The organism is Devosia honganensis, from assembly GCF_042648785.1.
Lineage (GTDB): Bacteria > Pseudomonadota > Alphaproteobacteria > Rhizobiales > Devosiaceae > Devosia > Devosia honganensis.
Genome location: NZ_JBHRYD010000015.1, coordinates 139,035 through 161,199 on the forward strand (window position 1 = coordinate 139,035; position 22,165 = coordinate 161,199).

Sequence of the window (22,165 nt, forward strand, 5' to 3'; positions counted from 1 at the left end):
ACAGGGCCGCATGCCCGGCCCCATGCCCACCCTCATCGATTACTTTCCGCCCCAGGATCCCTATCTCGACGTCATCCATGTCGATGACGATATCCTGGTGGTGAACAAGCAGAGCGGCCTTTTGAGCGTTCCGGGCAAGGACCCCGGCCTGTGGGACTGCATCGAATACCGCGCCCGCCGCACCTGGCCCACTGCCGGCATGTGCCACCGGCTCGACAAGGATACCTCCGGCGTGCTGGTGCTGGCGCTCAACAAGCGGGCCCACGGCTTTATCGGCCGCCAGTTCGAGCATCGCCAGACCACCAAGAGCTATATCGCCCGCGTCGCCGGCGTGGTCGAAGCCGATAGCGGCCTCGTCGACCTGCCGCTGGCCACCGACTGGCTCAACAAGCCGCGCCAGAAGGTGGATCACGACCATGGCCGTCCCGCCCAGACCCAATGGCAGGTCATCGCGCGCGAGCCCAACGCCACGCGCCTGCGTCTCATTCCGCTCACCGGCCGCACCCACCAGCTCAGGGTTCACATGAAGGCCATCGGCCATGTGATTCTGGGAGATGCGTTTTATGCCGAGGGCGAGGACCTTCGCGCCGCCGACCGCCTGCAGCTCCATGCCGCCTCGCTCGGCTTCACCCATCCCACTACGGGCGCGTTCACCACCTTCGAAGCCCCCGTGCCGTTCTGAGCGCCGATGCGCCCACCCTACTCCGCCTCGCCGATATAGCCGACCTCGATGCGCTGGAAGAGGCTTCCCTGTTTCATCGTATCGAGCCAGCGGCGGAAATCGGCGACGTCCTCGAAGCCGGCGCGCCGTGCCTCGTCCCCGGTGACCGCGTCCGGGCTCATATCGGTGATGGCCTTGATGGCCAGGAGCCCCACCCTGGTCTTGAGCGTGCCGCCTTCCTTCACCGTCGGCCGGCTCCAGCGGCGGAAGATGAGGTCCACCTTGCCCGCCTTGATGTCCTCGAGCAGATCGCGTTTCAGCAGCATGTCCTGGCCTCGTTGTTCAAGGTGCGTACCGCAAACTTTTTCCTAATACACTGATTATATTATCTTAAAAAAAGAAAAAATCAGAATTTGCGTCACAGTTTGTGGCCCGTAAATGCCACAAAATGCGAAGCGCATTTCGTGATTAGCAAGATTTTTCACCAAACGCACCCATTTCTATTTTCCCCTTTCTTTTAAACACCTTGCTTCATTCATAAATAATACGCCCTGAATTACATTATTTAAAGCAAATTAAAACGCGTTCACATCGCTTGTCTGCCGATTTTATCGGGGTTGAAACACATAAATCTTGATGATTAGCTCAATAACATTAGCAAAAATTGACGTGAACATTTATGATCAATCAAAAAACTCTGCTGCCCATAAGAGAAATTTGCAAGCGAACGAGATTATCTCGAAGTGCGATATTCAATTTTCGTATTTCTGGCCAATTTTCACTGGCTATTTGCTTAGGTAGAAAACGAATTACCTGGGTAGAATCCGACATTGATGAGTGGATTGAGCAACGCGTCAAGCAAAACCGCATTCGGCAGGCCCTCGACACAGCAAATAAGTAAGGTAAGAAAATGCAAAATACAGGACAGGGAAATGAGACCGCTTCTTTCCGACGATGCAATGCGCCAGCTTGAGGACGTTCATGCGCGTCGAATGGCTCGCAGACTCGTCTATCAGCCGAGATAAGCCATGGGAAGCGGAGGGGATAAGCCGCGCAAACTAGTATCGTCGACGCGCTGAGACAGGTCCGACAGATTCATCATCGATCCAATCCACCAGATGCCGGGACTGAACAACTAGGCGCAGGAAGTCGGGCTCAGGCGCCGCGCAGCCAAAAATTGTACCGGGCGAGCGACATATTCCTTGGCCTCGGCGCGCGCGAAAATGGCGGCAATGACGTCCTCTCCCGCAACCACCCGGCCAAATGCCGCGAACCCGGCGCCGTCCGGATTTCGGCGTCCTCCTTCATCAAGTTCCGGCTGCTCGCCGATGCAGATGAAAAAGCCGCCCGTGGCCGTTCCCGGCGCGTCGCGCGCCATCGACAGGGTAAGGTGCTGGTGCAATAGTCCCGTTTTCGAGGTCGGCTCGTGCGCGATCGCCGGAAACGGGGCGGGCAGCGCCGAGTTCGATGGACGCCAGCCCCACTGGATGACCTCGATGCGATGTACCGTCTCCGCCGGCTGGTTGGCGTGGGTGACGATGCGATAGGCCGACATCTCCCGCACGAAGCCGCCATCCACATAGGCCAGGAAATTGGCGGCCGTCACGGGCGCCGCGTCTTCTTCGACGGCCAGCACGAAGGTGCCGAGCTCGGTTTCGATTTCCACGGTAACGGTCATTTTATCTCCAGTATGCGGCCCACCTGCTAACAGACGGGCGGCCCGCCTTTCGAGCACGAACGGCCAAGTTGCACGATTCCACATATAAGGCAATAATAAGCACAACATCGCGCATCATAATCATTTATTAGAAAAATATGCTATCTTTGTATACTAATTGAGCATTTTTGCCTTCATTAGACAGATTGACTCCGACTGTTGGTCACGGCAATGTCATACGCGATAGTCATTTTGTCGTATTGCTCAAGTTTTGAGCATCATGTTCTCTGTCTACGCAACAAAATGGCACGGTTTTGCTCATTGTCGCCATGAACAGGCAATCTGTTCCTCCGAAATGGGCGTGCTATCGCTGAGGACAAGGTCGATGAAGCCTATTGGTTTGCTGGGTGGCATGAGTTGGGAGAGCACGGCGGTCTATTACCGGCACCTGAACGAACGGATGCGTGACCTGCGCGGCGGCCTGGCCTCCGCCGAACTGGTAGTGCGCTCGTTCGACTTTGCCAGGATCGTGGCCCTGCAGAAAAAGGGTGCCTGGGACGAGGCGGGCGAAACCCTGGCGGAGGCGGCCTGCGGCCTCGAGGCGGCCGGGGCCAAGGTCATCATCATCTGCACCAATACCATGCACCGGCTGGCCGGTCAGGTCGCGTCGGCCACCACCATACCCCTATTGCACATCGTCGATGCGACTGCTGAAAAGATCGTCGCGGCCGGCTATGGCCGCCCGCTGCTGCTGGCCACCCGCTACACCATGGAGCAGGATTTCTACAAGGGCCGCCTCAAGCAGAAATACGGTCTCGACGCGCTCGTGCCCGACGAGGCGGATCGCACCATCGTCCACGACGTGATCTTCGACGAGATCTGCCAAGGCACCATCTCGCCCCAATCGCAGGCGACATACCAGCGGATTATCGAGAAGGGCGCGGCGCAGGGCGCCGATTGCGTCATCCTGGGCTGCACCGAGATTGGCCTGCTTATCGGCAATCTGCCGACGGCCGTACCGCCCTTCGATTCCACCCTGCTGCATGCCGATGCGGCCTTCGATTTCGCGCTCGCCGACGAGGCGGCCTAGTTTCCAACACCAAGAAGTTTCCCCCCGTGACCCCAGCACTTCGTCTTAACCGCCTGCGCGGCGTCGCCAGCCGGGCTGGCGTGGATGCCATCGCCATCATCCCCGGCAGCACCTTCCTTTACGTTACCGGGGCGCAGTTCCACCTGATGGAGCGCCCCACGGTCCTCATCGTGCCGGTCGAGGGGCGCCCCGCCATCGTGCTGCCGGACCTGGAATTCCAGTCCTGGCAGGCGCTTGGCATCGACGCCGAAATCTGCCGCTGGAAGGATGAGGAAGGCTTTGCCGACGCCTTCGCCGCCGCGGCACGAGCCGTATCGGCGCGGCGCCTTGGCGTCGAGGGCTTTGCCATGCGCTACGCCGAGTTTAGCGCCCTCGAAACGGCCTTCCCCGCCGCCACCTTCGCCAATGTCCAGCAGCACACCAATGCCATGCGGGCGATTAAGGAAGCCGACGAACTGGGCCGGCTGCGCGAGGCGGTCCACTACGCCGAGGCCGCCTTCAACCAGACCCTCGCCCAGGTCCGCGTGGGGATGACCGAGCTCGAGGTTCAGCGCCGCATGATGCAGGCCTTCCTCGAGCAGCCCGTGGTCGGGCCCATCGGGGCCCCGCTGGTGCTGGCCGGCCTCAATTCCGCCCTGCCGCACGGCCATTCGGGCGACTACGCCATCCAGCAGGGCGATGCCCTGCTGTTCGATTTCGGCGTGACCCATCACGGCTACTCTTCCGACATCACCCGCACGGTTTTTGTCGGCGGCGTCGCCGATGAGGACCGGGCGCTCTACGACGTCGTCCTGGCGGCCAATGCGCTCGGCCGCGACACTGCGCGACCCGGCCTTACCGCGCATGCGCTGGACGATGCCGTGCGCGGTCATCTCGAAGCCAGCCCCTACGCGGATTTCGTGGTGCACAAGACCGGCCACGGCCTCGGCCTCGACGTGCACGAGGCCCCCCAGATCATGCGCGGCAACCATACCCCGCTGGCGCCGGGCCACTATTTCACCATCGAGCCGGGCCTTTACCGGCCGGGCCGCGTGGGCGTGCGCATCGAGGACGATGTGCTGATTACTGACAAGGGATGCGAGAGCTTCAGCACCCTGCCCCGGGAGCTGTTGGTGGTCGGCTGACCATCACTCATAAAAGGAAGGAAAAACAGTGAAGATCAATCAACTCATCAACCATGGGCTGGTTGCGGCGGCCATGGTGGCTGCCGTGGTCCCCTCCTATGCGGCCAACGACGTGGTACGCGTCGGCATGGACGTCGACGCCCAGTCGCTCGATCCGCGCACCCAGCGCAACACCACCGACGTGCGCGTCCTCGACCTTCTCTATGACGGTCTCGTCTCGCTCGACCAGAGCCTCACCCCGCAACCCAACCTGGCGCTGTCCTGGGAGCAGCCGGACGCGACGACACTGATCTTCGACATCCGCACCGATGCCAAGTTCCACGACGGCACGCCCGTCACCGTGGACGACGTGATCTACACGTACGAAACCGTCGTCGATCCGGCCCTCGCCTCCAACCACGCCTCCAACCTCAACGCCATCGAAAGCGTCACTGCCGGGGACGACAACACCGTGGTCTTCAAGCTCAAGGTGCCCTTCGCGCCGCTGCTGAGCTATATGGACCTGGGCATCGTGCCCAAGCACCTGGCCGAAGCCGGCAATGACCTTTCCACCCAGCCGGTCGGCAGCGGCCCGTTCACCTTCGGCCAGTGGGATCGCGGCTCGCAGATCGTTCTCAACGCCAATGCCGACTATTACGGCGGCGTTTCGGCGACCGCGCAGGTCGTGTTCGTGCCACTGGCCGACAACAGCGCCCGCGCCCAGGCCCTCGAGGCCGGCAGCCTCGACATCATCATGGCGCCGCTCAACGCCGACGACACGATCCGCCTGCGCGCCGACGACCGCTTCCAGTCCGTTTCCAAGCCCGGCATCAAGATCACCTATGTCAACTTCAACACCAGGAGCCCGCTGCTGTCCGATCCGGCGCTGCGCCGCGCGCTCTCCATGCTGATCGACAATCAGACCATCGGCAACGACATCTTCGGCGGCGTCGAGACCCCCGCCACCTCGATCCTGATGCCGGTCTTCGAATGGGCCTACGACGCCTCGATCACCCAGCCCGCCTTCGACATCGCCGCGGCATCGGCCGCGCTCGACGAACTGGGCTGGGTCGTGGGTGCCGACGGCATCCGGGAAAAGGACGGCGTCAAGCTGGCCTTCACGCTCGCCACCCACAGCGAGGACTCCGCCCGCATCCAGTCAGTCGAATATATCCAGAACCTGATGATGGCGGCCGGCGTGCAGGCGAACGTCTCCATTTCCGACTTCCCCGCCTTTATCGGCGAGGTCATCGGCGGCTCCTATGACGCGGCCCTGCTCGGCTGGGACAATCTGGTCGATCCGGACGTGCTCATGTACGTCACCCTGCATACCGGCGAATCGCGCAACTGGGGCGCCTATTCCAACCCCGAAACCGACGCCCAGCTCGAACTCGCCCGCACCGCCCAGACGCAGCAGGAGCGCGGCGAGGCCTACAAGGCCGCTGCCCGCCTGCTCGTCGAGGACATGCCTTACTACGTCCTCACCAATGCCGGCTTCGACGCCTTCGCGGCGGCCGATGTCACCGGCTTCGACCCGGACGTGTTGGGCAATCTGCGCAGCCTGACCAAAGACTAACCGCGTCATCAGGGAGGCTGACCATGATCGGCTTTGTCGCCAAGAGAATAGCGCAGTTTATTCCCATGCTGGCGGGCGTGGTCGTGGTCGCCTTTCTGCTCGTGCAGCTCGTGCCGGGCGATCCGGCACGAGCCCTGATCGGCCAGAGCGCCACGCCCGAGCAGATCGCGGCCGTGCGCCAGGCCCTGGGGCTCGACAACCCGCCCTGGGTGCAGTTCTACAACTACGTCGTGGGCCTGTTCCACGGCGATCTCGGTCAGTCCTATTTCCAGAAACAGGGCGTGTTCGAGCTGATCATGATCCGCCTGCCGGCGACGCTGGAGCTGGCGTTCGGCGCCATCCTGGTATCGATCGTAATCGGCCTGCCGCTGGGCGTCGTCGCCGCCTGGTTCCGCGGCACCTGGATCGACGCCGCGGCCCTGGTCTTCTCCCAGCTCGGCGTGGCGCTGACAGTGTTCTGGCTCGCCATCGTCTTCATGTACGTCTTTGCCGTGCAGCTGAACTGGCTGCCAGCCATCGGCCGGGGCACGCCGCTGCTCGAGGCCTTCGGGCTGCTGCTGACCGGCAATCCGCAGCCGCTGCTTAAATCCCTTTCCCATCTCATCATGCCCGCCGTCGCCATGGGCCTGCAGGGGGCCGCCATGATCTGCCGCATGGTGCGCGCCTCGATGCTCGAAGTGCTCGACCAGCCCTATGTGCGCACCGCCCGCGCCAAGGGCGTCTCCGAACGCCGCGTCGTCTGGCACCATGCGCTGCGCAATGCGCTGGTGCCCACCGTCACCATTGTCGGGCTGCAGTTCGGCGGGCTGCTGAGCGGCGCCGTGCTGGTGGAAGGCATATTCGGCTGGCCCGGGCTGGGTCAGTTGACGGTTGCCGCCATCTCGCAGCGCGACTTTCCGCTGGTGCAGGGGCTGGCACTGTGCTTCGCCGTCCTGTTCGGCCTCATTACCCTGGTGACCGACCTCATCCACGGCGCCATCGATCCGCGGGTCCGTGACGAATGAAACGCTTCTACAAGAACACCTATCTGGTGCTGGGCGCCGTCATGGTGCTGCTGCTGGTCGGCCTCGCCTGCTTCGTGCCCGCCCTCTCCCCCTATGGCGTCGAGCAGATGGACATGCCCAACCGCTTCGCCCTGCCCGGGCCACAGCATTGGTTCGGCACCGACAATTTCGGCCGCGACCTGCTGACGCGGCTCGCTTCCGGGGCACAGATTTCCTTGTTCATCAGCTTCGGCACCGTCCTGGTGTCGTCGGTCCTGGGCATCGGTGTCGGCATGCTCGCGGGCTATTTCGGCGGCTGGCTCGATGCCGTGCTGATGCGTTTTGCCGATATCTTCCTCGCCTTCCCCGCCTTCATCCTGGCCCTGGCGATCATCGCCGTGCTCGGGCCCGGCCCCGTCAACCTCATCGTGGCGCTGGCCGCCGTATCCTGGACGCAATATGCCCGCGTCAGCCGTGCCATGACCATGACCGAGCGACACAAGGACTACATTCTTGCGGTGCGCTCCATCGGCGTGTCGCCCCTCAAGATCCTGCTGGTGCACATTCTGCCCAATATCTCTGGGCCACTGGTGGTGCTGGCCACTTTCGGCATGGGCACCGCCATCGTCGCGGAAAGCGGCATGAGCTTTCTCGGCCTCGGCGTGCAGCCGCCCACCCCGACCTGGGGCTGGTCGCTGGCCTATGGCCTCAAATACCTGCGCGCCGAGCCGTGGATGTCCACGGCGGCGGGCCTCGCTATCACCTTCGCGGTCCTCGCCTTCAACCTTCTGGGCGACGGCATCCGCGACTATCTCGATCCCGGCCAAGTGACGCGCAAGGCCTCCCGCAAGGCCATCAAGAACGCCTTCCAGTCCACTCCTTCTTCAAGGCAGACCTCATGAAACTCGACCCCATTACCCTTGAGATTCTCAGCCGCAAGATGGTGGCGATCACCGACGAGGTGTATTTCACCGTCCAGCGCACGGCGCGCTCCAGCTTCGTCAATGAAGTTGCCGACTTCGCCGTGGCCTTCCTTGACGTCAAGGGAGACGTCTTCGCCTATCCGCCCTCGGCCAGCTTCAACTTCCTCATGGATACGAATTTCTATTCGACCATCGAGGCCGTGCCGGACCTGGTGCCCGGCGACATCATCATCACCAATGACCCCTACACCTCCAACGGGCTGTCGACGCACCTGCCGGACGTGCACCTCATCCAGCCCTATTTCGACGGCGACCGGCTCATCGGTTACGGCTGGGCCTTTATTCACTCGCTCGATTTCGGCGGCGCCGTCTCCGGCAGCGTCTCCGCGATCAACACCGAGATCTTCCAGGAAGGCCTGCGCATTCCGCCGATGAAGCTGATGAAGGCCGGCAAGTTCAACGAGGAACTGCTCACCCTCATCCGCCTCAACACGCGCGTGCCGGACGTCACCATCGCCGATTTCAAGGCGATGATGGGCGCCCTGGAAATCGGCAATCGCCGCCTGCAGGAGATCGTGGCCCGCTATGGCACCGATACCATGGTGCAGGCGACGCAGGATATCCAGGACTATACCGCCGACCGGGCCCGTGAGGTCTTCCGCCGCATTCCCGACGGCAGCTACGATTTCTGGGACTATCTGGACGACGACGTGGTCAGCGGCATTCCGCTGCGCGTCCGCCTGCGACTGGAGGTGAATGATGGCCAGGTGCTGCTGGACCTGACCGGCACCGATCCGCTCTCGGACTCCTCGTTCAATCTGGCCTCGCTCGGGCGCCGCATGTACTGGCTCTCCTTCCGCCTCACCGGGTTCCTCACTACTTTCGATCCGCTAATCCCGCGCAATGCCGGCTTTTATCGCCATATCGAGGTGAAGAACCAGCCGGGTTGCGTGTTCGACGCGCGCGGCCATACCGCAGTCGGCATGCGCCACAGCGCGCCGTTCCGCCTGTTCGACTGCGTCAGCGGCGCCATCCTCAAGGCCAATCCCGAGATGATGACCGCCGCCATGGGCGGGTCGATGGCGACGTTCCAGTTCGCCGAGACCGATGCGCATGGCCAGCTCAAAGTGGAGGTGGTCGAGCCGCTGCGTTCCGGCATGGGCGCCATTCGTGGCCGCGACGGCGTGGATGCGCGCGACAACAGCGTCAACAACATGCGCAACCGCCCAGCCGAGCTGGTCGAGCGCGAGCTGGGCCTGCGGGTGCTCAACTACGACATCAATCCCGATTCCGGCGGCCCCGGCCAGTGGCGCGGCGGCGTCGGCCAGGCCCTGACGGTGGAGCTGGTGGGCGAGAATGGCGGCGAGATCCTGATCAGCGGCCTCGAACGCTCCCGCATGGCGCCCTGGGGCTTCGAGGGCGGTCGTCCCGGCGCGCTGGTCGCGGCAATCATCAACGAAGGCCGCGCCGATGAGCGCCCCGTCACCAAGGGCCTGCCGCTCAACCTGGCCAGGGGCGATACGGTGACGCTGCGCATGCCGGGCGGCGGCGGCTTTGGCGACCCGCTCATGCGCGATGAACAGGCCGTGCTGCACGACGCCGAGCAGGGCTTCATCTCCGTGGCGGGCGCGGCTCGCGACTACGGCGTCGTCATCATCGACGGCGCCGTCGACGCCGAGGCGACGGCGACGCTGCGCGCCCGTCCGCATCTGGCGCCAGCCCTGTTCGCTTTCGGCGCGCAGCGCGACGCCTGGGAAGCGGTGTTCGACGACGCGACCATGCTGGAAATCAACCGCCGGCTCTATCTGCTGCCGCAGCCGCGCCGCTACGGCGTGCGCCGGGCATTTTTCGACGCGGTCGTGCCGGGCATCAGCCACGACACCATGACGCCGCTCGACCGGTTGATCGGCGACGTGGCGGCCGCGCGGCTGCGCCTGCGCCACGCCCTTGACACCATTCTTTCCGAAGCCGGCCTGCCCGGCCGCGCCGTTGCCTGATCAGGACCCGTTCTTATGACCCATTCTTCTTCAGCATCATGCCGCATCGGCATCGACGTCGGCGGCACCTTCACCGATTTCGTGTTGGCCAACCAGGCCACCGGCCAGATTCTGCGCCATAAGGAACCCAGCGTTCCCGCCGACCCCTCCATGTCGATCGAGCGCGGCGTGCCCAAACTGCTCGAAATGGCCGGCGTCACCGCCGGCGATGTCGAGCTCATCGTGCACGGCACCACCCTGGCGCTCAATGCTACCATCCAGCGCAAGGGCTCGCGGCTCGGGCTGGTGGTGAGCCGCGGGCTGCGCGGCGTGCTGGAGATCGCCCGCTCGCAGATGCCGACCGCCTTCGATTTCATGATGGACCGCGAGGAGCCGCTGGTGCCGCGCAGCCTGGTCCGCGAGATCGGCGCCCGTTCCGACCGGGACGGCAATGTGCTCATCCCCATCGACGCCGCCGAGCTTGACACGCTGGCCGCCGCCTATGCCGGGGCGGGGGTCGAGGCCATCACCGTCATGCTCATGCATTCCTTCGCCAACCCGGCGCTGGAGCACGAGGTGGTGGCGGAACTGCAGGCGCGCCTGCCCGGCATCGCGGTATCGGCGTCCTCCGATATCTGGCCCGAACAGCGCGAATTCGAGCGGGCCATGGTGGCGCTGCTCAACAGCTACACCCAACCGCTGATGAACCAGTATTTCGACCGGCTGGCGCAGCGCGTCGCCACGCTGGGCGTTGCCGCGCCCATCTACATCACCTCCAACAATGGCGGCATCCTCAGCCTCGAAACGGCAAGGCAGCGCCCCATCGACACCATTCTTTCCGGCCCCGCCTCCGGCGTCGTCGCGGCGATGACCATCGCCCAGCAGACCGGCGAGGGCCACATCATCACCGTCGACATGGGCGGCACCAGCGCCGATATGGCCATGGTGCACGACGGCCGCTCGGCCAATACCACCCATGCCCGGGTGGGGGACTTCCCCCTCGTCATGCCCATTATCGGCGTCAACGCCATCGGCGCCGGCGGCGGCTCGGTGGTCTGGGTCGACGAGCACGGCATGCTCAAGATCGGCCCGCACAGCGCCGGCGCCCATCCCGGGCCGATTTGCTACGGCAATGGCGGCACCGACGTCACCATCACCGACTGCTTCCTCGTCGCCGGCTATCTCGACGCCGACAATTTCCTGGGTGGCCGCGTCAAGCTGCAGCGCGACCTGGCGCGCGCGGCGCTGGCCGGGATCGCCGCCAAATTGGGCTATGAAGGCGAGGCCGCGCCCGAGCGCGTCGCCGAGGCGGCATTACGGGTCGCCGCCGCCGTCATGGCTTCCGAAATGTCGCGCGAGCTCGCCCAGCATGGCGGCGACGTCCGGGACTATTCGCTGCTCGCCTTTGGCGGCGCCGGGCCGACCACTGCCAATCTGGTGGCGGACGAAGCCGGCATCCGCACCCTCATCGTCCCGGCCCTACCGGCGACCTTCTGCGCGCTGGGCGCCATCCTCGCGGACGTCAAGCGCGACTATGTCGTGTCGCGCCGGCTGCAGCTGGAAAGCGAGCCGGGCGCCCTGGCCGAGCTGGATGCCATCTTTACCGGCCTCGAAAGCGAAGCCGGCGACTGGATCGCCGGTGAAGGCGACTTCCTCGAAACGGTCGCCTACGAGTACATTCTGGACATGCGCTATGTGGGCCAGGGTTTCGACCTGTCCGTTACCCTGCCTGCCAGCCTGCGCCAGGCGCTCGATACCGCGCGCGTGCGCGAGGTGTTCGAGGCGGCGCACCTGGCCAAATACGGCTATAGCGACGATGACAGCGCCATCATCGTCAATGCCGAACGCGTCCGCGTCGTCGGAACCGTTCCCTCCGTGCCCATGCCCCGCACGGCCCGGAGCGACGGCCCGGCGACGGCGAGCGGCAGCCGCCGGGTCTTCAATGACGGGCGCCTCGCCGATGTGCCGGTCTATCGCCGGCCGGAATTGCTGGCCGGCCAGTTCTTCACCGGCCCGGCGCTGGTCGAGCAGAACGATACCACCATCTGGATCCTGCCCGGCTGGCATTGCACCGTCGACCTTTACGGCAATCTCGTTGCGCGGCAGAACCAGTCATGACGGGCGGCCCTGACTCCCCTGCACCCGCCACCCCGCCGCCCGTGCTCAAGGTCAGCGACCTCGAGGTCGCTTTCTGGAACGGCGACGCCTGGCGCCAGGTGCTGCACAAGGTTTCGTTCGACGTGGCACGCAACGAAACCGTGGCGCTGGTGGGAGAGTCGGGCTCGGGCAAGAGCGTCACCTCGCTGGCGGCCATGGGTCTGTTGCCCAGGGGACAATCCGCCATTGCCGGCTCGGTGCAGTTCGATGGCCGGGAGTTGGTGGGCCTCACCGAATCGCGGATGCGGCCGCTGCGCGGGCGCGACATCGCCATGGTGTTCCAGGAGCCGATGACCAGCCTCAATCCCGTCTTCAAGATCGGGGATCAGGTGGCCGAGGTGCTCACCGCCCACCACGCGATGGGGCAGCGGCAGGCCCGTGCCGAAGCCCTGCGGCTCTTGGAAAAAGTCCGCATTCCGGCCGCGCGGCGGCGGCTCGACGAGTTTCCGCATCAATTGTCGGGCGGCATGCGCCAGCGCGTGGTGATCGCCATGGCGCTGGCGCTGAAGCCCAAGCTGCTCATCGCCGACGAGCCGACCACGGCGCTCGACGTGACCATCCAGGCCCAGGTTCTCGAGCTGATCAAGGAATTGCAGGCCGACGAGGGCATGGCGGTCCTGTTCATCACCCACGACATGGGCGTGGTGGCCGAGATGGCCGACCGCACGGTGGTGATGTATCACGGCAATGTCGTGGAGCAGGGTCCGACGGCGCAGATTTTCGCGGCGCCCCGCGAGGCCTATACGCGCCGCCTGCTCAACGCCGTGCCGCGGATCGGCTCCATGGCGGGCGTCACCCAGCCGCAGCGTTTCAACCTGGGCGACGAGGCCGAGCAAGACGCCGCCCCGCTGGCTGCCGACCACCCGGCGCGAAAACCGGCTGCCGATACGCCGCTCCTGAGCGTTCGCGACCTGGTGGTGCGGTTCAACGTCCGGTCGGGCCTGCTGCGCCGGGTCGGCGGGCGCGTTCACGCCGTGGAAAAGGTGTCGCTCGACCTCAGGGCCGGCGAAACCCTGTCCCTCGTCGGGGAATCAGGCTGCGGCAAGTCCACGCTCGGGCGCACGATCATGCGCCTCAACCAGCCGCAATCGGGCGCGGTGCTGCTGGAAGGCGAGGACATCGCCCGCATCGACGGGGCGCAACTGCACAAGCGGCGCGGCGACATCCAGATGGTGTTTCAGGACCCCTTCGCCAGTCTCAATCCGCGGCGGAAAATCGGCGACACCATCGCCGAGCCGCTGCTGACGCACCGCCTGGCTACCCGCGCCGGGGCACGGGAAAAGGCGCTCGACCTGCTCGACAAGGTCGGGCTCAACCGCGACATGGCCGACCGCCTGCCGCATGAATTTTCGGGCGGCCAGCGCCAGCGCATCTGCATCGCGCGGGCCCTGGCTCTCAATCCGAAGCTCCTGGTGGCGGACGAGGCGGTCTCGGCGCTCGACGTCTCCATCAAGGCGCAGGTGATCAACCTGATGCTGGATTTGCAGCAGGAGCTGGGCCTGGCCTATCTGTTCATCTCGCACGACATGGCGGTGGTCGAGCGCTTCAGCCACCGCGTCGCGGTCATGTATCTGGGCGAGATCGTTGAGATCGGCACGCGTGCCGCCATTTTCGGCAATCCCCAGCATCCCTATACCCGCCGGCTGCTCTCCACCGTTCCGGTGCCCGACCCCAGCCAGCGTCATCGGCGCCGGAAGATGGCCAGTTTCGAATTGCGCAGCCCCATCCGCCCGTTGAACTTCCAGCCGCCGGAACGGCGCTATCGCGTCGTGGGCGACGATCACCTGGTCCATGACTGGACCGACGACTGGGAAAAATAAGGGCTTCGCGCCCAGGAGGAACCAATGCCTGCCTTTACCGGCCTCGAACACCTCGTCTTCATGGTCAACGATCTGGACGCCGCCGCCGCGCAATGGCGCCGGCTCGGCTTCACGCTGTCGCCCAAGGGTTTTCACAGCGGCGAAAGCGGCACCGCCAATTACACCATGATGTTCGAGCGGGATTATCTCGAACTTTTGGGCAATCTGCGCCCGACCCCGAACAACGCCGCCGGCCGCGCCTTCCTCGAAACCGTGGGCGAGGGCCTGCAACGGGTGGCCCTGGGCACCAGCGACGCGCAGGCGTCGGCGGCCTTCTGGTCCGGCCAGGACCTGCTGACGCACGGCCCCAAATTCATCGAAAGACCGGTTACCCGCCCCGACGGCAGCACCGGCATGGTGTCGTTCAACGTCGTCGACTGGGACAACGATAGCCGCCCCGAAGGCATGCGCCTCTTCGCCTGCCAGCACCTGACGCCGCAAATGGTGTGGCTGCCCGAACTGCTGACGCACGCCAACGGTGCCGAGGCGATTGCCGCCCTCGACATTCCCAGCGCCGATCCGGAAGGCGAGGCGCGCCGCCTGGCTGCTCTGGCCGATGCCGAGCTCGGGCGCGAAGCCGGGGACCGCTGGATCGTCCGCCCCGGTGGCGAGCGCGCCGACCTGGTCTTTATCGGCATGCAGTCCTTCGCCGCGCTTTATCCCGATGTCACCGTGCGGCCGGGGCTCGAAATCCACGATTGCGTCGTCCGCCTCGTGACCGCCAGCCTCGAGCAGGCCCAGGCGGCCATCGGCGATCTGGCCACACGCGCGGAAGGGCGGCTCCTCGTCGCTGCCGCCCACGCCAATGGCGTCAACCTCTGCTTCGAAGCGCGCCGGTAGAAGGAAGAAATAACATGCCGATCATCAATCGCGTCGCCGAGATCAGCAAGGACGTCGTCGCCTGGCGCCAGCACCTGCACCAGCATCCCGAACTGATGTACGACCTGCCGCAAACCGCGGCCTTCGTGGCGGAAAAGCTGCGGGGCTTCGGCTGCGACGAGGTGGTCGAGGCGATCGGCAGGACCGGCGTCGTGGCGGTGATCGAGGGGCGCAGCACCGCCTCGGGCAAGGTTATCGGCATTCGCGCCGACATGGACGCCCTGCCGATCCACGAGGAGGCCGATGTCGAGTTTCCCTCGCTCGTTCCCGGGCGCATGCACGCCTGCGGCCATGACGCGCATACCGCCATCCTGCTGGGCGCGGCCCGCCACCTCGCCGAAACGCGCAATTTCGACGGTACGGCGGTGATCATCTTCCAGCCCGCCGAGGAAGGTGGAGCGGGGGCGCGCGCCATGATCGAGGACGGCCTGCTCGACCGCTTCGGCATCCAGCAGGTCTATGGCCTGCACAACATGGTCAACCTGCCGGTGGGGCAGTTCGCCCTGCGCCCCGGCGCCATGATGGCCTCGACCGACAAGTTCACCATCACCATTTCCGGCCGTGGGGGGCACGCGGCACGGCCGCACGAAGCCATCGACCCGGTCGTGGTCGCGGCCAGCCTCGTCATGAACCTGCAGACCATCGCCGCCCGCAATGTCGACCCCCTGCAATCGGCGGTGGTCACCGTGGGCGCGATTGAGGGCGGAGAAGCCTTCAACGTCATCCCCGAAACGGCCCGGCTGGTGGGAACGACGCGTGCCCTCGACGCGGCGGTGCGGGATCTTTGTCAGCAGCGGATCGAAACCATGACTCATCAGCTTTGCGCGGCGTACGGCGCCACGGCTGATATCAGCTATGAGCGCGGCTATCCGGTGGTCGTCAACGAGCCGGAAGCGACCGAAATCCTGGCCGATACCGCGCGGGACGTGGGCGGGATGCACAGCGTCGATACCGACCTCACCCCGGTAATGGGCGCCGAGGACTTCGCCTATATGCTCCAGGAGCGCCAGGGCGCCTACATCTTCCTCGGCATCGGCCCCTCCGCCCCCCACCATCACCCCAGATACAAGTTCAACGACGAGGCCGTGCCCTATGGCGTGTCGCTCTGGGCGCGGCTGATCGAGCGGACCATGCCCCTTTCGGCCTGAGCCCGCCTCATACCCCTGGCGCGGCCGCTGCGGCCGGCGCCTCAGATTTTGCCTTCGGAATTTTTATCGATGACCAGCTTCGACGAAATCGTGGACGTGATCGTGGTCGGCTCGGGCAGCGCGGCGCTTTCCGCGGCGCTGACTGCGGCCCGGCGCGGCAAGCGCGTTCTGGTGCTTGAAAAAACCGCTTATCTAGGCGGCACCAGCGCCATGTCCGGCGCCGGCACCTGGGTACCCGCCAATCACCACATGCTGGCCGCCGGCATCGAGGATTCTCCGGACAACGCCTGGCGCTATCTGCGGGCCACCGCGCGCGACGGCTGGCGAGAGGACGAAGACACGCTCTGGAAGGCGTTCGCCGACCATGCCCCAAAGATGCTCGCATTTCTCGAGGCCAACACGCCGCTCGAATTCGAGATGATCGACGAGCCCGACATTTTCGCCGAGCGCGAGGGCGGCATCGAATATGGCCGCATGCTGTCGACAAAGCCAATCCGGCGGGGTGTGGCCGCGGGGCTGCGGCGCCATATCCGCCGCCCGCCCTGGCCGCAGATTTTCTCCTATAAGGAAGCGCAAAGCCTCAATTTCTTCCGCCAGCCGCTGCGGTCGGCCATCGCCTTCGCCCCGCGTTTCGTCCGGCGCTACCTGCTCGACGAGCGGGCCCAGGGCAATGCGCTGATTGCCGGCCTATTGGCCGGATGCCAGGCGGCCGGCTGCCGCTTTTACCGGGAAACGCCGGCGGAAGCGCCGATCCTCGATGCGACGGACCGCGTCGTGGGCGTGCGGGCCAGCCAGGGCGGCAAGCCGCTTCGCCTCGGCGCCCGGCTGGGTGTGGTGCTGGCCAGCGGCGGTTTTGAGTGGAACACCGCCTGGCGCGAACAATATTTTCCCGGCCCCTATGACCGCTCCGGCAGCCCCAACGGCAATGTCGGCGACGGCCAGCGGATCGCTCAGGAGGCGGGCGCGGCGCTGGCGCGGATGGACCAGGCCAATGTCTACCCAACCATTCCCACCACCTATGAAGGCCGCCTGCAGGGCTTGCCGATGACGATCCAGGCCGACCCGCATGCCATTGCGGTCAATGCCGAGGGCAAGCGCTTCGCGAGCGAATACGACTTCAACTTCTTCGAGGCGCTCGATGCCCGCGACCCGGCCACGGGCGCGCCCGTCAACCTGCCGGTGTGGCTGGTGGCGGATTCCCGCTCTTTCGCCACCCTGCCCGTCTTCCGCTACTTCGCCCGGCAGCAGCAAGGCTGGCTGATCAAGGCCCCATCCATCGAGGCGCTTGCCGGCCGGATGGGCATACCGGCACCTGCGCTCGCGCAAACCATCGAACGCTTCAACGCCCTCTGCCGAAACGGCAAGGATGAAGATTTCCAGCGCGGCGAAGGCCTGTGGGAGCGCCACAAATCCGGGGCGCGGCGTGGCCTCGCCGGCAACCCGGCGCTTGGCGGCATCGATGCCGCCCCGTTCTACGCGGTGCCCTTCAATCGCTCGATCCTGGGCACCAAAGGCGGCGCCCGCACGAATGCGCACGGGCAGGTCCTCAGGGGCGACGGCTCGACCATTCCCGGGCTGTTCGCGGCGGGCCTCACCATGGCCAACCCCATCGGCACCCGCGCCGTCGGCCCCGGCACCACCATCGGCCCCTGCCTCACCTGGGGCTATATCTGCGGCAACCGCATCGCCGAAAGCCAGCCCGCCGACATCCCCGGCGCCCGTTAGTAGCGCGCCTAGCCTCATGCCTATCCCTACTACCGGTGAAATCGGTTTTCGCCGACGACCGACTTCATATCGTTTCGCCGGAACCAGATCGCACGTCCCACCGCAGTGGTGCATTTCCGACCGTGAAGACGATCTGCTTATCACCGCGCATGCGCAGGATCTCCTCGGGAAAGATCAGCGGTCGCGACGCCAATTGCTTCGACCGCGTTCGGGACGATCCGGACATAGCCGAAGACCGGCTCAACTGATCGACTTCGACGGTGGTGTTGCCGCATCGGCGTGAGATGTAGTCGGCTGTTTCGGGATCGTTGATCGCGGCGAACGAGACCCAGGATGCGCTTTCGAACCACTTGCTTGCCGCGTCGCGCCCACCATAAGCTTCGCGCATCTGGCCGATAGACTGGAACAGCAGCACCAGGCTGATGCCAAATTTGCGCCCGGCATCGCGGGCGGTTTCGAGGATCCGCAGATAGCCGCGCCGCGCCACCTCATCGAGCAGGATCCGCCCTTCATTTGTCCATTCCGGTTGTAGACCGCGTTCAGCAACGCGCCGATGATCGTGCGCGCCAAGCCCGGATGCGTCTCCAGCGCCTTGAGATCGAGATTGACGAAAATGTCGGTCTTGCCCTCGGCGATGGCATAGTTTGGATAGCTCAGCCAATGGGTCTCCTTGACCGCATTGGCCTAGAGGCCGGAGAATGTTTCAGGCGTCATGGCGATGAAGGGAGCGACATTTCCTTGACGAATTCGGATTCGGAATTGTCGTAGATCTTTTGCAGCCGCTCGCGCAATTTCGGCTCCGGCTCCGAGACGTTCGACCAGAACCGCCCCGCTGTGTCGCATTCAGGGGGTTATTTTGTGTCACACATCTTCGCAGACCGCAACAAACTTTTCAGATCTAAGTAAAAAAGATCAATGATTTCAATATTTTATTAGAAAATTCATGGTGCGGGCGGCGGGACTCGAACCCGCACGGGGATACCCCCTCCGGATTTTAAATCCGGTGTGTCTACCATTCCACCACGCCCGCGATCGTGCCTCAGTCGGTGCCGCCGGAAATCGGCGCCACATAGGCGACGTCGAGGTCCCAGGGGAAGAAGATCCACGTGTCCTGGCTGACCTCGGTGATGAAGGTGTCCACCATCTCGCGCCCCTTGGGCTTGGCATAGACGGTGGCGAAATGGGCGCCCGGCAGCATGTCGCGCACCACTCGCGCCGTATTGCCCGTGTCCACCAGGTCGTCGACGATCAGCACCTTGCCGCCATTGCGCGCCAGCTCCAGCAGCGGCCCGCTGACCTCCTTGAGCACCTTGATGCCGCCCTGGTTCTGGTGGTCGTAGCTCTTGACGGCGACGGTTTCCACCGTGCGGATATTGAGCTCGCGCGCCACGATCGCGGCAGGCACCAGCCCCCCGCGGGCGATGGCCACCACGGCATCGAAATTGCCCAGCCCCGTCAGCCGCCAGGCCAACGCCCGGCTGTCGCGGTGGAACTGGTCCCAGGTGACGGGAAACGACTTCTGGCTCGAAATGCTCAACGCTGCTCTCCTGGCGGGCGGTTGGGGCGGATTATGGTGCCGGTCAGGCCGATTCGGGCGGCCCGATGCCGGCCTTTTCGTGGGCGGCGGCGACCATGGCCCGGACCTTTTCCGCCGCTTCGTGCAAAAGCGCTTGGTCGGCCGAGCGCAGCACCAGCTCCGTCATCACCTTTTCGTTCCCCATCTGGGGATAGCTGCCCATCTTCACATCGGGATATTCGGCCTGCAGCGCCGCCAGCGGGCCGCCGATCGTGCCTTCCCCCACCCCGGCCCTGACGGTGACCGACATGACCTTCCTGCCGCCCTTGAGGGTGGGGGCCAGCGCTTCGAGCATGGCGCGCATGATGATCGGCACGCCGGCCATGACATGCACATTGCCGATGCGGAAGCCCGGCGCGGCGCTGACCGAATTGACGATGAGGTCGGCCCCTTCCGGGATACGCGCCATGCGCAGGCGCGCCTCGTTGACCTCGGTGCCGGCCTGTTTCCAGCGCGTTTCCAGCATGGCGCGGGCCTGGGCGTTGATCGGCAGGTTCACCCCGAAGGCCCGGGCGATGGCATCGGCGGTGATGTCGTCATGGGTAGGGCCGATGCCGCCCGAGGTGAACACATAGGTGCAGCGCGCCCGCAGCGCGTTCACCGCCTCGACGATGGTGTCCATTTCGTCCGGGACCACGCGAACCTCGATGAGGTCGATGCCCAGATCGGTGCAGAAATCGGCGACGGCGCCGATATTGACGTCCTTGGTCCGCCCGGAAAGAATCTCGTCGCCGATGACGACCATTCCGGCGGTTACGCGGTTTTCTTGCTGGGTCATGTTCCGGTTCCGTAGACTGTTCTGGATGCCCTTGCGGGCGCCGCCGAGTCAAGGGGCCCCTTCGGGTTATGCGGCGATGCGCCGGAAGGGCCGGCCGCCCTTCCAATCACGCCGCCATGGCCCTATTTTGCCGGCAGGAGACGAAAACACATGATTACCTATGTCGATGCCGCCACCAGGACCCGCCGCACCCCCGGCATCATCCCGCTGCATGGCGAGGACGGTTTTGCGGGTATGCGCCGGGCCGGCGCGCTGACGGCCCGGGCCCTCGACGTGCTGACCGAATATGTCGAGCCCGGCGTGCCCACCTCCACCATAGACAGGGTTGCCTACGAATTCGCCCGCGATCATGGCGCCGTGCCCGCGACCATCTTCTACAAGGGCTTCCGCCACTCCGTCTGCACCTCCATCAACCATGTGGTGTGCCACGGCATCCCCGACGAGCGGCCCCTGCGCGAGGGCGACATCGTCAATATCGACCTCACCCTGGTCGTCGATGGCTGGCACGGCGATTCGAGCCGCATGTATCCGGTGGGCGAAATCTCGCGCAAGGCCGAGCGGCTGATCGAGGTGACCTATGCCGGGCTCGAGGCCGGCATCGCGGCCGCCAGGCCCGGTAACGCCACCGGCGATATCGGCGCCGCCATCCAGGCCGTCGCCGAGGCCGAGCGCATGAGCGTGGTGCGCGATTTCGTCGGCCACGGGCTGGGGCGCCTGTTCCACGACGAGCCCAATATCCTGCATTTCGGCACCGCCGGCACCGGCGTGCCGCTCAAGCCGGGCATGATCTTCACCATCGAGCCAATGATCAATCTGGGCCGTCCGCACGTCAAGATCCTCTCGGATGGCTGGACCGCGGTGACGCGGGACCGTACCCTGTCGGCCCAGTGCGAGCACGCCATCGGCATCACCGAAACCGGATGCGAGATTTTCACGCTCTCGCCCGCGGGCCTGTTCAACCCATTGGCGAGCCGGGCCGCGACGTGAGCGAAAAGCGCAGGGCCAAAGGTCTGTCCGAGGCGGCCAAGCCGCATTATCTGGGCCATCGCGAGCGGGCCCGGGAACGCTTCAACACCGTCGGCGGGGACGCCCTCGCCGATTACGAGCTGCTCGAATTGCTGCTGCATATCGTCCTGCCGCAGCGCGATACCAAGGCGCTGGCCAAGGATCTGCTGGCCCGGTTCGGGTCCTTTTCGCAGGTGCTGGGGGCGCCGCCCGCCCGGCTGGCCGAGGTCAAGGGCCTGGGCGCCACCTCCATCACCCATCTCAAGGTGATGCAGGCCGCCGCCCAGCGCTATGGCCGCGACCGGATCGACACCGAACAGCCCATCCTGTCGTCATGGACGCAGTTGATCGACTATTGCCGCAGCCGCCTCGCCTATGAGCAGATCGAGCAGTTCCGCGTCCTGTTCCTCGACAAGAAGAACCGCCTGATCGCCGACGAGGTGCAGCAGACCGGCACGGTCGACCACACGCCGGTCTATCCGCGCGAGGTGATCCGGCGGGCGCTCGAGCTCTCGGCCACCGCGCTGATCCTCGTGCACAACCATCCTTCGGGCGACCCGACCCCCTCCGCCGCCGATGTGCGCATGACCCGCGAGATCGCCGAGATCGCCCGGCCCATGGGCATCACCCTGCACGACCATCTGATCGTGGGCCGGTCCGGCCACGCCTCGCTGCGCGCGCTGAAGCTGATGTGACCGGCGGCTGCGACGGACCGCGTAAAGGGCACCGTTTTGTTCCCCTCCCACTCGGGCAGCGCTTGCATGCTCCCGAGCGCAGGCACTTGAAGCGAAGCGCTCATTAGGGCTCTCGGCTCAATTTATCCCCACACGGGCAACGTTGGTGTGGACAACAACGATCAAACCAGGAGCGTCCAGACTGGAGGCCTTCAGATTTTGACGGAAGCGGCGATCGGCGCTCCCTCCCCCTTGAGGGGGAGTGTTTACTTTGGACCTTCCTGGATCGATATTTGTTGCCCACACAAGCACTTTGCTGCCCTCGGGCTTGTGTGGATGATTTTTGCTTTACTGCTTGCATCAGCCGGGATGCGCATCCCGGCTGATGCAGTGAG

At 64.9% G+C, this 22,165-nt stretch carries 19 protein-coding genes, 1 tRNA gene and 1 pseudogene; 15 read left to right on the forward strand and 6 right to left on the reverse strand.

Annotated elements, in window-relative coordinates; genetic code table 11:
- Nucleotides 1-22: 22 nt before the first annotated feature.
- Nucleotides 23-682: a pseudouridine synthase gene (locus tag ACFOOL_RS15715; RefSeq protein ID WP_380098279.1), complete on the forward strand. Its 660-nt coding sequence runs from the start codon at nucleotides 23-25 to the stop codon at nucleotides 680-682.
- Between the two features lie 17 nt (nucleotides 683-699).
- Here ACFOOL_RS15715 and ACFOOL_RS15720 read toward each other — a convergent pair whose 3' ends face one another.
- The gene (locus ACFOOL_RS15720) at nucleotides 700-987 is read right to left on the reverse strand and encodes a hypothetical protein (protein ID WP_380098281.1); all 288 of its coding nucleotides are present in this window, start codon (nucleotides 985-987) and stop codon (nucleotides 700-702) included.
- A 353-nt stretch (nucleotides 988-1,340) separates the two neighbouring features.
- Between ACFOOL_RS15720 and ACFOOL_RS15725 the strand changes: the two genes are divergently transcribed.
- Nucleotides 1,341-1,562: a helix-turn-helix transcriptional regulator gene (locus ACFOOL_RS15725; RefSeq protein WP_380098282.1), complete on the forward strand. Its 222-nt coding sequence runs from the start codon at nucleotides 1,341-1,343 to the stop codon at nucleotides 1,560-1,562.
- Between the two features lie 234 nt (nucleotides 1,563-1,796).
- Here the strand turns inward: ACFOOL_RS15725 and ACFOOL_RS15730 are convergent, their stop codons facing one another.
- Nucleotides 1,797-2,339: a peptidylprolyl isomerase gene (locus ACFOOL_RS15730; protein WP_380098283.1), complete on the reverse strand. Its 543-nt coding sequence runs from the start codon at nucleotides 2,337-2,339 to the stop codon at nucleotides 1,797-1,799.
- A gap of 364 nt (nucleotides 2,340-2,703) precedes the next feature.
- Between ACFOOL_RS15730 and ACFOOL_RS15735 the strand changes: the two genes are divergently transcribed.
- The 11 genes from ACFOOL_RS15735 to ACFOOL_RS15785 all read left to right on the forward strand — a co-directional run bounded on the left by ACFOOL_RS15735 (nucleotide 2,704) and on the right by ACFOOL_RS15785 (nucleotide 17,737).
- The gene (locus ACFOOL_RS15735; RefSeq protein WP_380098284.1) at nucleotides 2,704-3,408 is read left to right on the forward strand and encodes an aspartate/glutamate racemase family protein; all 705 of its coding nucleotides are present in this window, start codon (nucleotides 2,704-2,706) and stop codon (nucleotides 3,406-3,408) included.
- 26 nt (nucleotides 3,409-3,434) lie between these two features.
- Nucleotides 3,435-4,532 carry a M24 family metallopeptidase gene (locus ACFOOL_RS15740; protein WP_380098285.1) on the forward strand — a complete coding sequence of 366 codons (1,098 nt, stop codon included), beginning with the start codon at nucleotides 3,435-3,437 and terminating at the stop codon, nucleotides 4,530-4,532.
- A gap of 28 nt (nucleotides 4,533-4,560) precedes the next feature.
- Nucleotides 4,561-6,087 (forward strand): ABC transporter substrate-binding protein, encoded by a 1,527-nt coding sequence (locus ACFOOL_RS15745; RefSeq protein ID WP_380098286.1) that lies wholly within the window; start codon nucleotides 4,561-4,563, stop codon nucleotides 6,085-6,087.
- 23 nt (nucleotides 6,088-6,110) lie between these two features.
- A complete protein-coding gene (locus tag ACFOOL_RS15750) occupies nucleotides 6,111-7,091 on the forward strand; it encodes an ABC transporter permease (protein WP_380098287.1) in 981 nt (326 codons plus the stop codon).
- Nucleotides 7,088-7,972 carry an ABC transporter permease gene (locus ACFOOL_RS15755; RefSeq protein WP_380098288.1) on the forward strand — a complete coding sequence of 295 codons (885 nt, stop codon included), beginning with the start codon at nucleotides 7,088-7,090 and terminating at the stop codon, nucleotides 7,970-7,972. The genes ACFOOL_RS15750 and ACFOOL_RS15755 overlap by 4 nt, the downstream gene beginning before the upstream one ends.
- Entirely contained in the window at nucleotides 7,969-9,990 is a 2,022-nt protein-coding gene (locus tag ACFOOL_RS15760) for a hydantoinase B/oxoprolinase family protein (protein WP_380098289.1), read from the forward strand. Before ACFOOL_RS15755 ends, ACFOOL_RS15760 begins: the two co-directional genes overlap by 4 nt.
- Nucleotides 9,991-10,005: 15 nt before the next feature.
- A complete protein-coding gene (locus tag ACFOOL_RS15765; RefSeq protein ID WP_380098290.1) occupies nucleotides 10,006-12,087 on the forward strand; it encodes a hydantoinase/oxoprolinase family protein in 2,082 nt (693 codons plus the stop codon).
- Nucleotides 12,084-13,946 carry an ABC transporter ATP-binding protein gene (locus ACFOOL_RS15770; RefSeq protein WP_380098292.1) on the forward strand — a complete coding sequence of 621 codons (1,863 nt, stop codon included), beginning with the start codon at nucleotides 12,084-12,086 and terminating at the stop codon, nucleotides 13,944-13,946. Before ACFOOL_RS15765 ends, ACFOOL_RS15770 begins: the two co-directional genes overlap by 4 nt.
- 24 nt (nucleotides 13,947-13,970) lie before the next feature.
- Nucleotides 13,971-14,825 carry a VOC family protein gene (locus tag ACFOOL_RS15775; RefSeq protein ID WP_380098293.1) on the forward strand — a complete coding sequence of 285 codons (855 nt, stop codon included), beginning with the start codon at nucleotides 13,971-13,973 and terminating at the stop codon, nucleotides 14,823-14,825.
- A gap of 14 nt (nucleotides 14,826-14,839) precedes the next feature.
- A complete protein-coding gene (locus tag ACFOOL_RS15780; protein ID WP_380098294.1) occupies nucleotides 14,840-16,012 on the forward strand; it encodes a M20 aminoacylase family protein in 1,173 nt (390 codons plus the stop codon).
- Nucleotides 16,013-16,081: 69 nt separating this feature from the next.
- The gene (locus ACFOOL_RS15785) at nucleotides 16,082-17,737 is read left to right on the forward strand and encodes an FAD-dependent oxidoreductase (RefSeq protein ID WP_380098295.1); all 1,656 of its coding nucleotides are present in this window, start codon (nucleotides 16,082-16,084) and stop codon (nucleotides 17,735-17,737) included.
- Between the two features lie 29 nt (nucleotides 17,738-17,766).
- Here the strand turns inward: ACFOOL_RS15785 and ACFOOL_RS15790 are convergent.
- From ACFOOL_RS15790 to ACFOOL_RS15805, 4 genes and pseudogenes are all read right to left on the reverse strand, one after another.
- A pseudogene (locus ACFOOL_RS15790) lies at nucleotides 17,767-18,555 on the reverse strand (type IV secretory system conjugative DNA transfer family protein); the annotation flags it as partial.
- Between the two features lie 126 nt (nucleotides 18,556-18,681).
- A tRNA-Leu gene (locus ACFOOL_RS15795) sits at nucleotides 18,682-18,767 on the reverse strand.
- Between the two features lie 9 nt (nucleotides 18,768-18,776).
- Nucleotides 18,777-19,274: a xanthine phosphoribosyltransferase gene (gpt, locus tag ACFOOL_RS15800; RefSeq protein ID WP_380098296.1), complete on the reverse strand. Its 498-nt coding sequence runs from the start codon at nucleotides 19,272-19,274 to the stop codon at nucleotides 18,777-18,779.
- Between the two features lie 43 nt (nucleotides 19,275-19,317).
- The gene (locus ACFOOL_RS15805; RefSeq protein WP_380098297.1) at nucleotides 19,318-20,091 is read right to left on the reverse strand and encodes a competence/damage-inducible protein A; all 774 of its coding nucleotides are present in this window, start codon (nucleotides 20,089-20,091) and stop codon (nucleotides 19,318-19,320) included.
- 150 nt (nucleotides 20,092-20,241) lie between these two features.
- On the opposite strand from ACFOOL_RS15805, the gene map reads away from it, so the two are divergent.
- Nucleotides 20,242-21,078, forward strand: a complete 837-nt coding sequence (map, locus tag ACFOOL_RS15810) for a type I methionyl aminopeptidase (RefSeq protein ID WP_380098299.1) — start codon at nucleotides 20,242-20,244, stop codon at nucleotides 21,076-21,078.
- The gene (gene radC / locus ACFOOL_RS15815; protein ID WP_380098300.1) at nucleotides 21,012-21,791 is read left to right on the forward strand and encodes a RadC family protein; all 780 of its coding nucleotides are present in this window, start codon (nucleotides 21,012-21,014) and stop codon (nucleotides 21,789-21,791) included. Before map ends, radC begins: the two co-directional genes overlap by 67 nt.
- The last annotated feature ends 374 nt before the right edge of the window (nucleotides 21,792-22,165 follow it).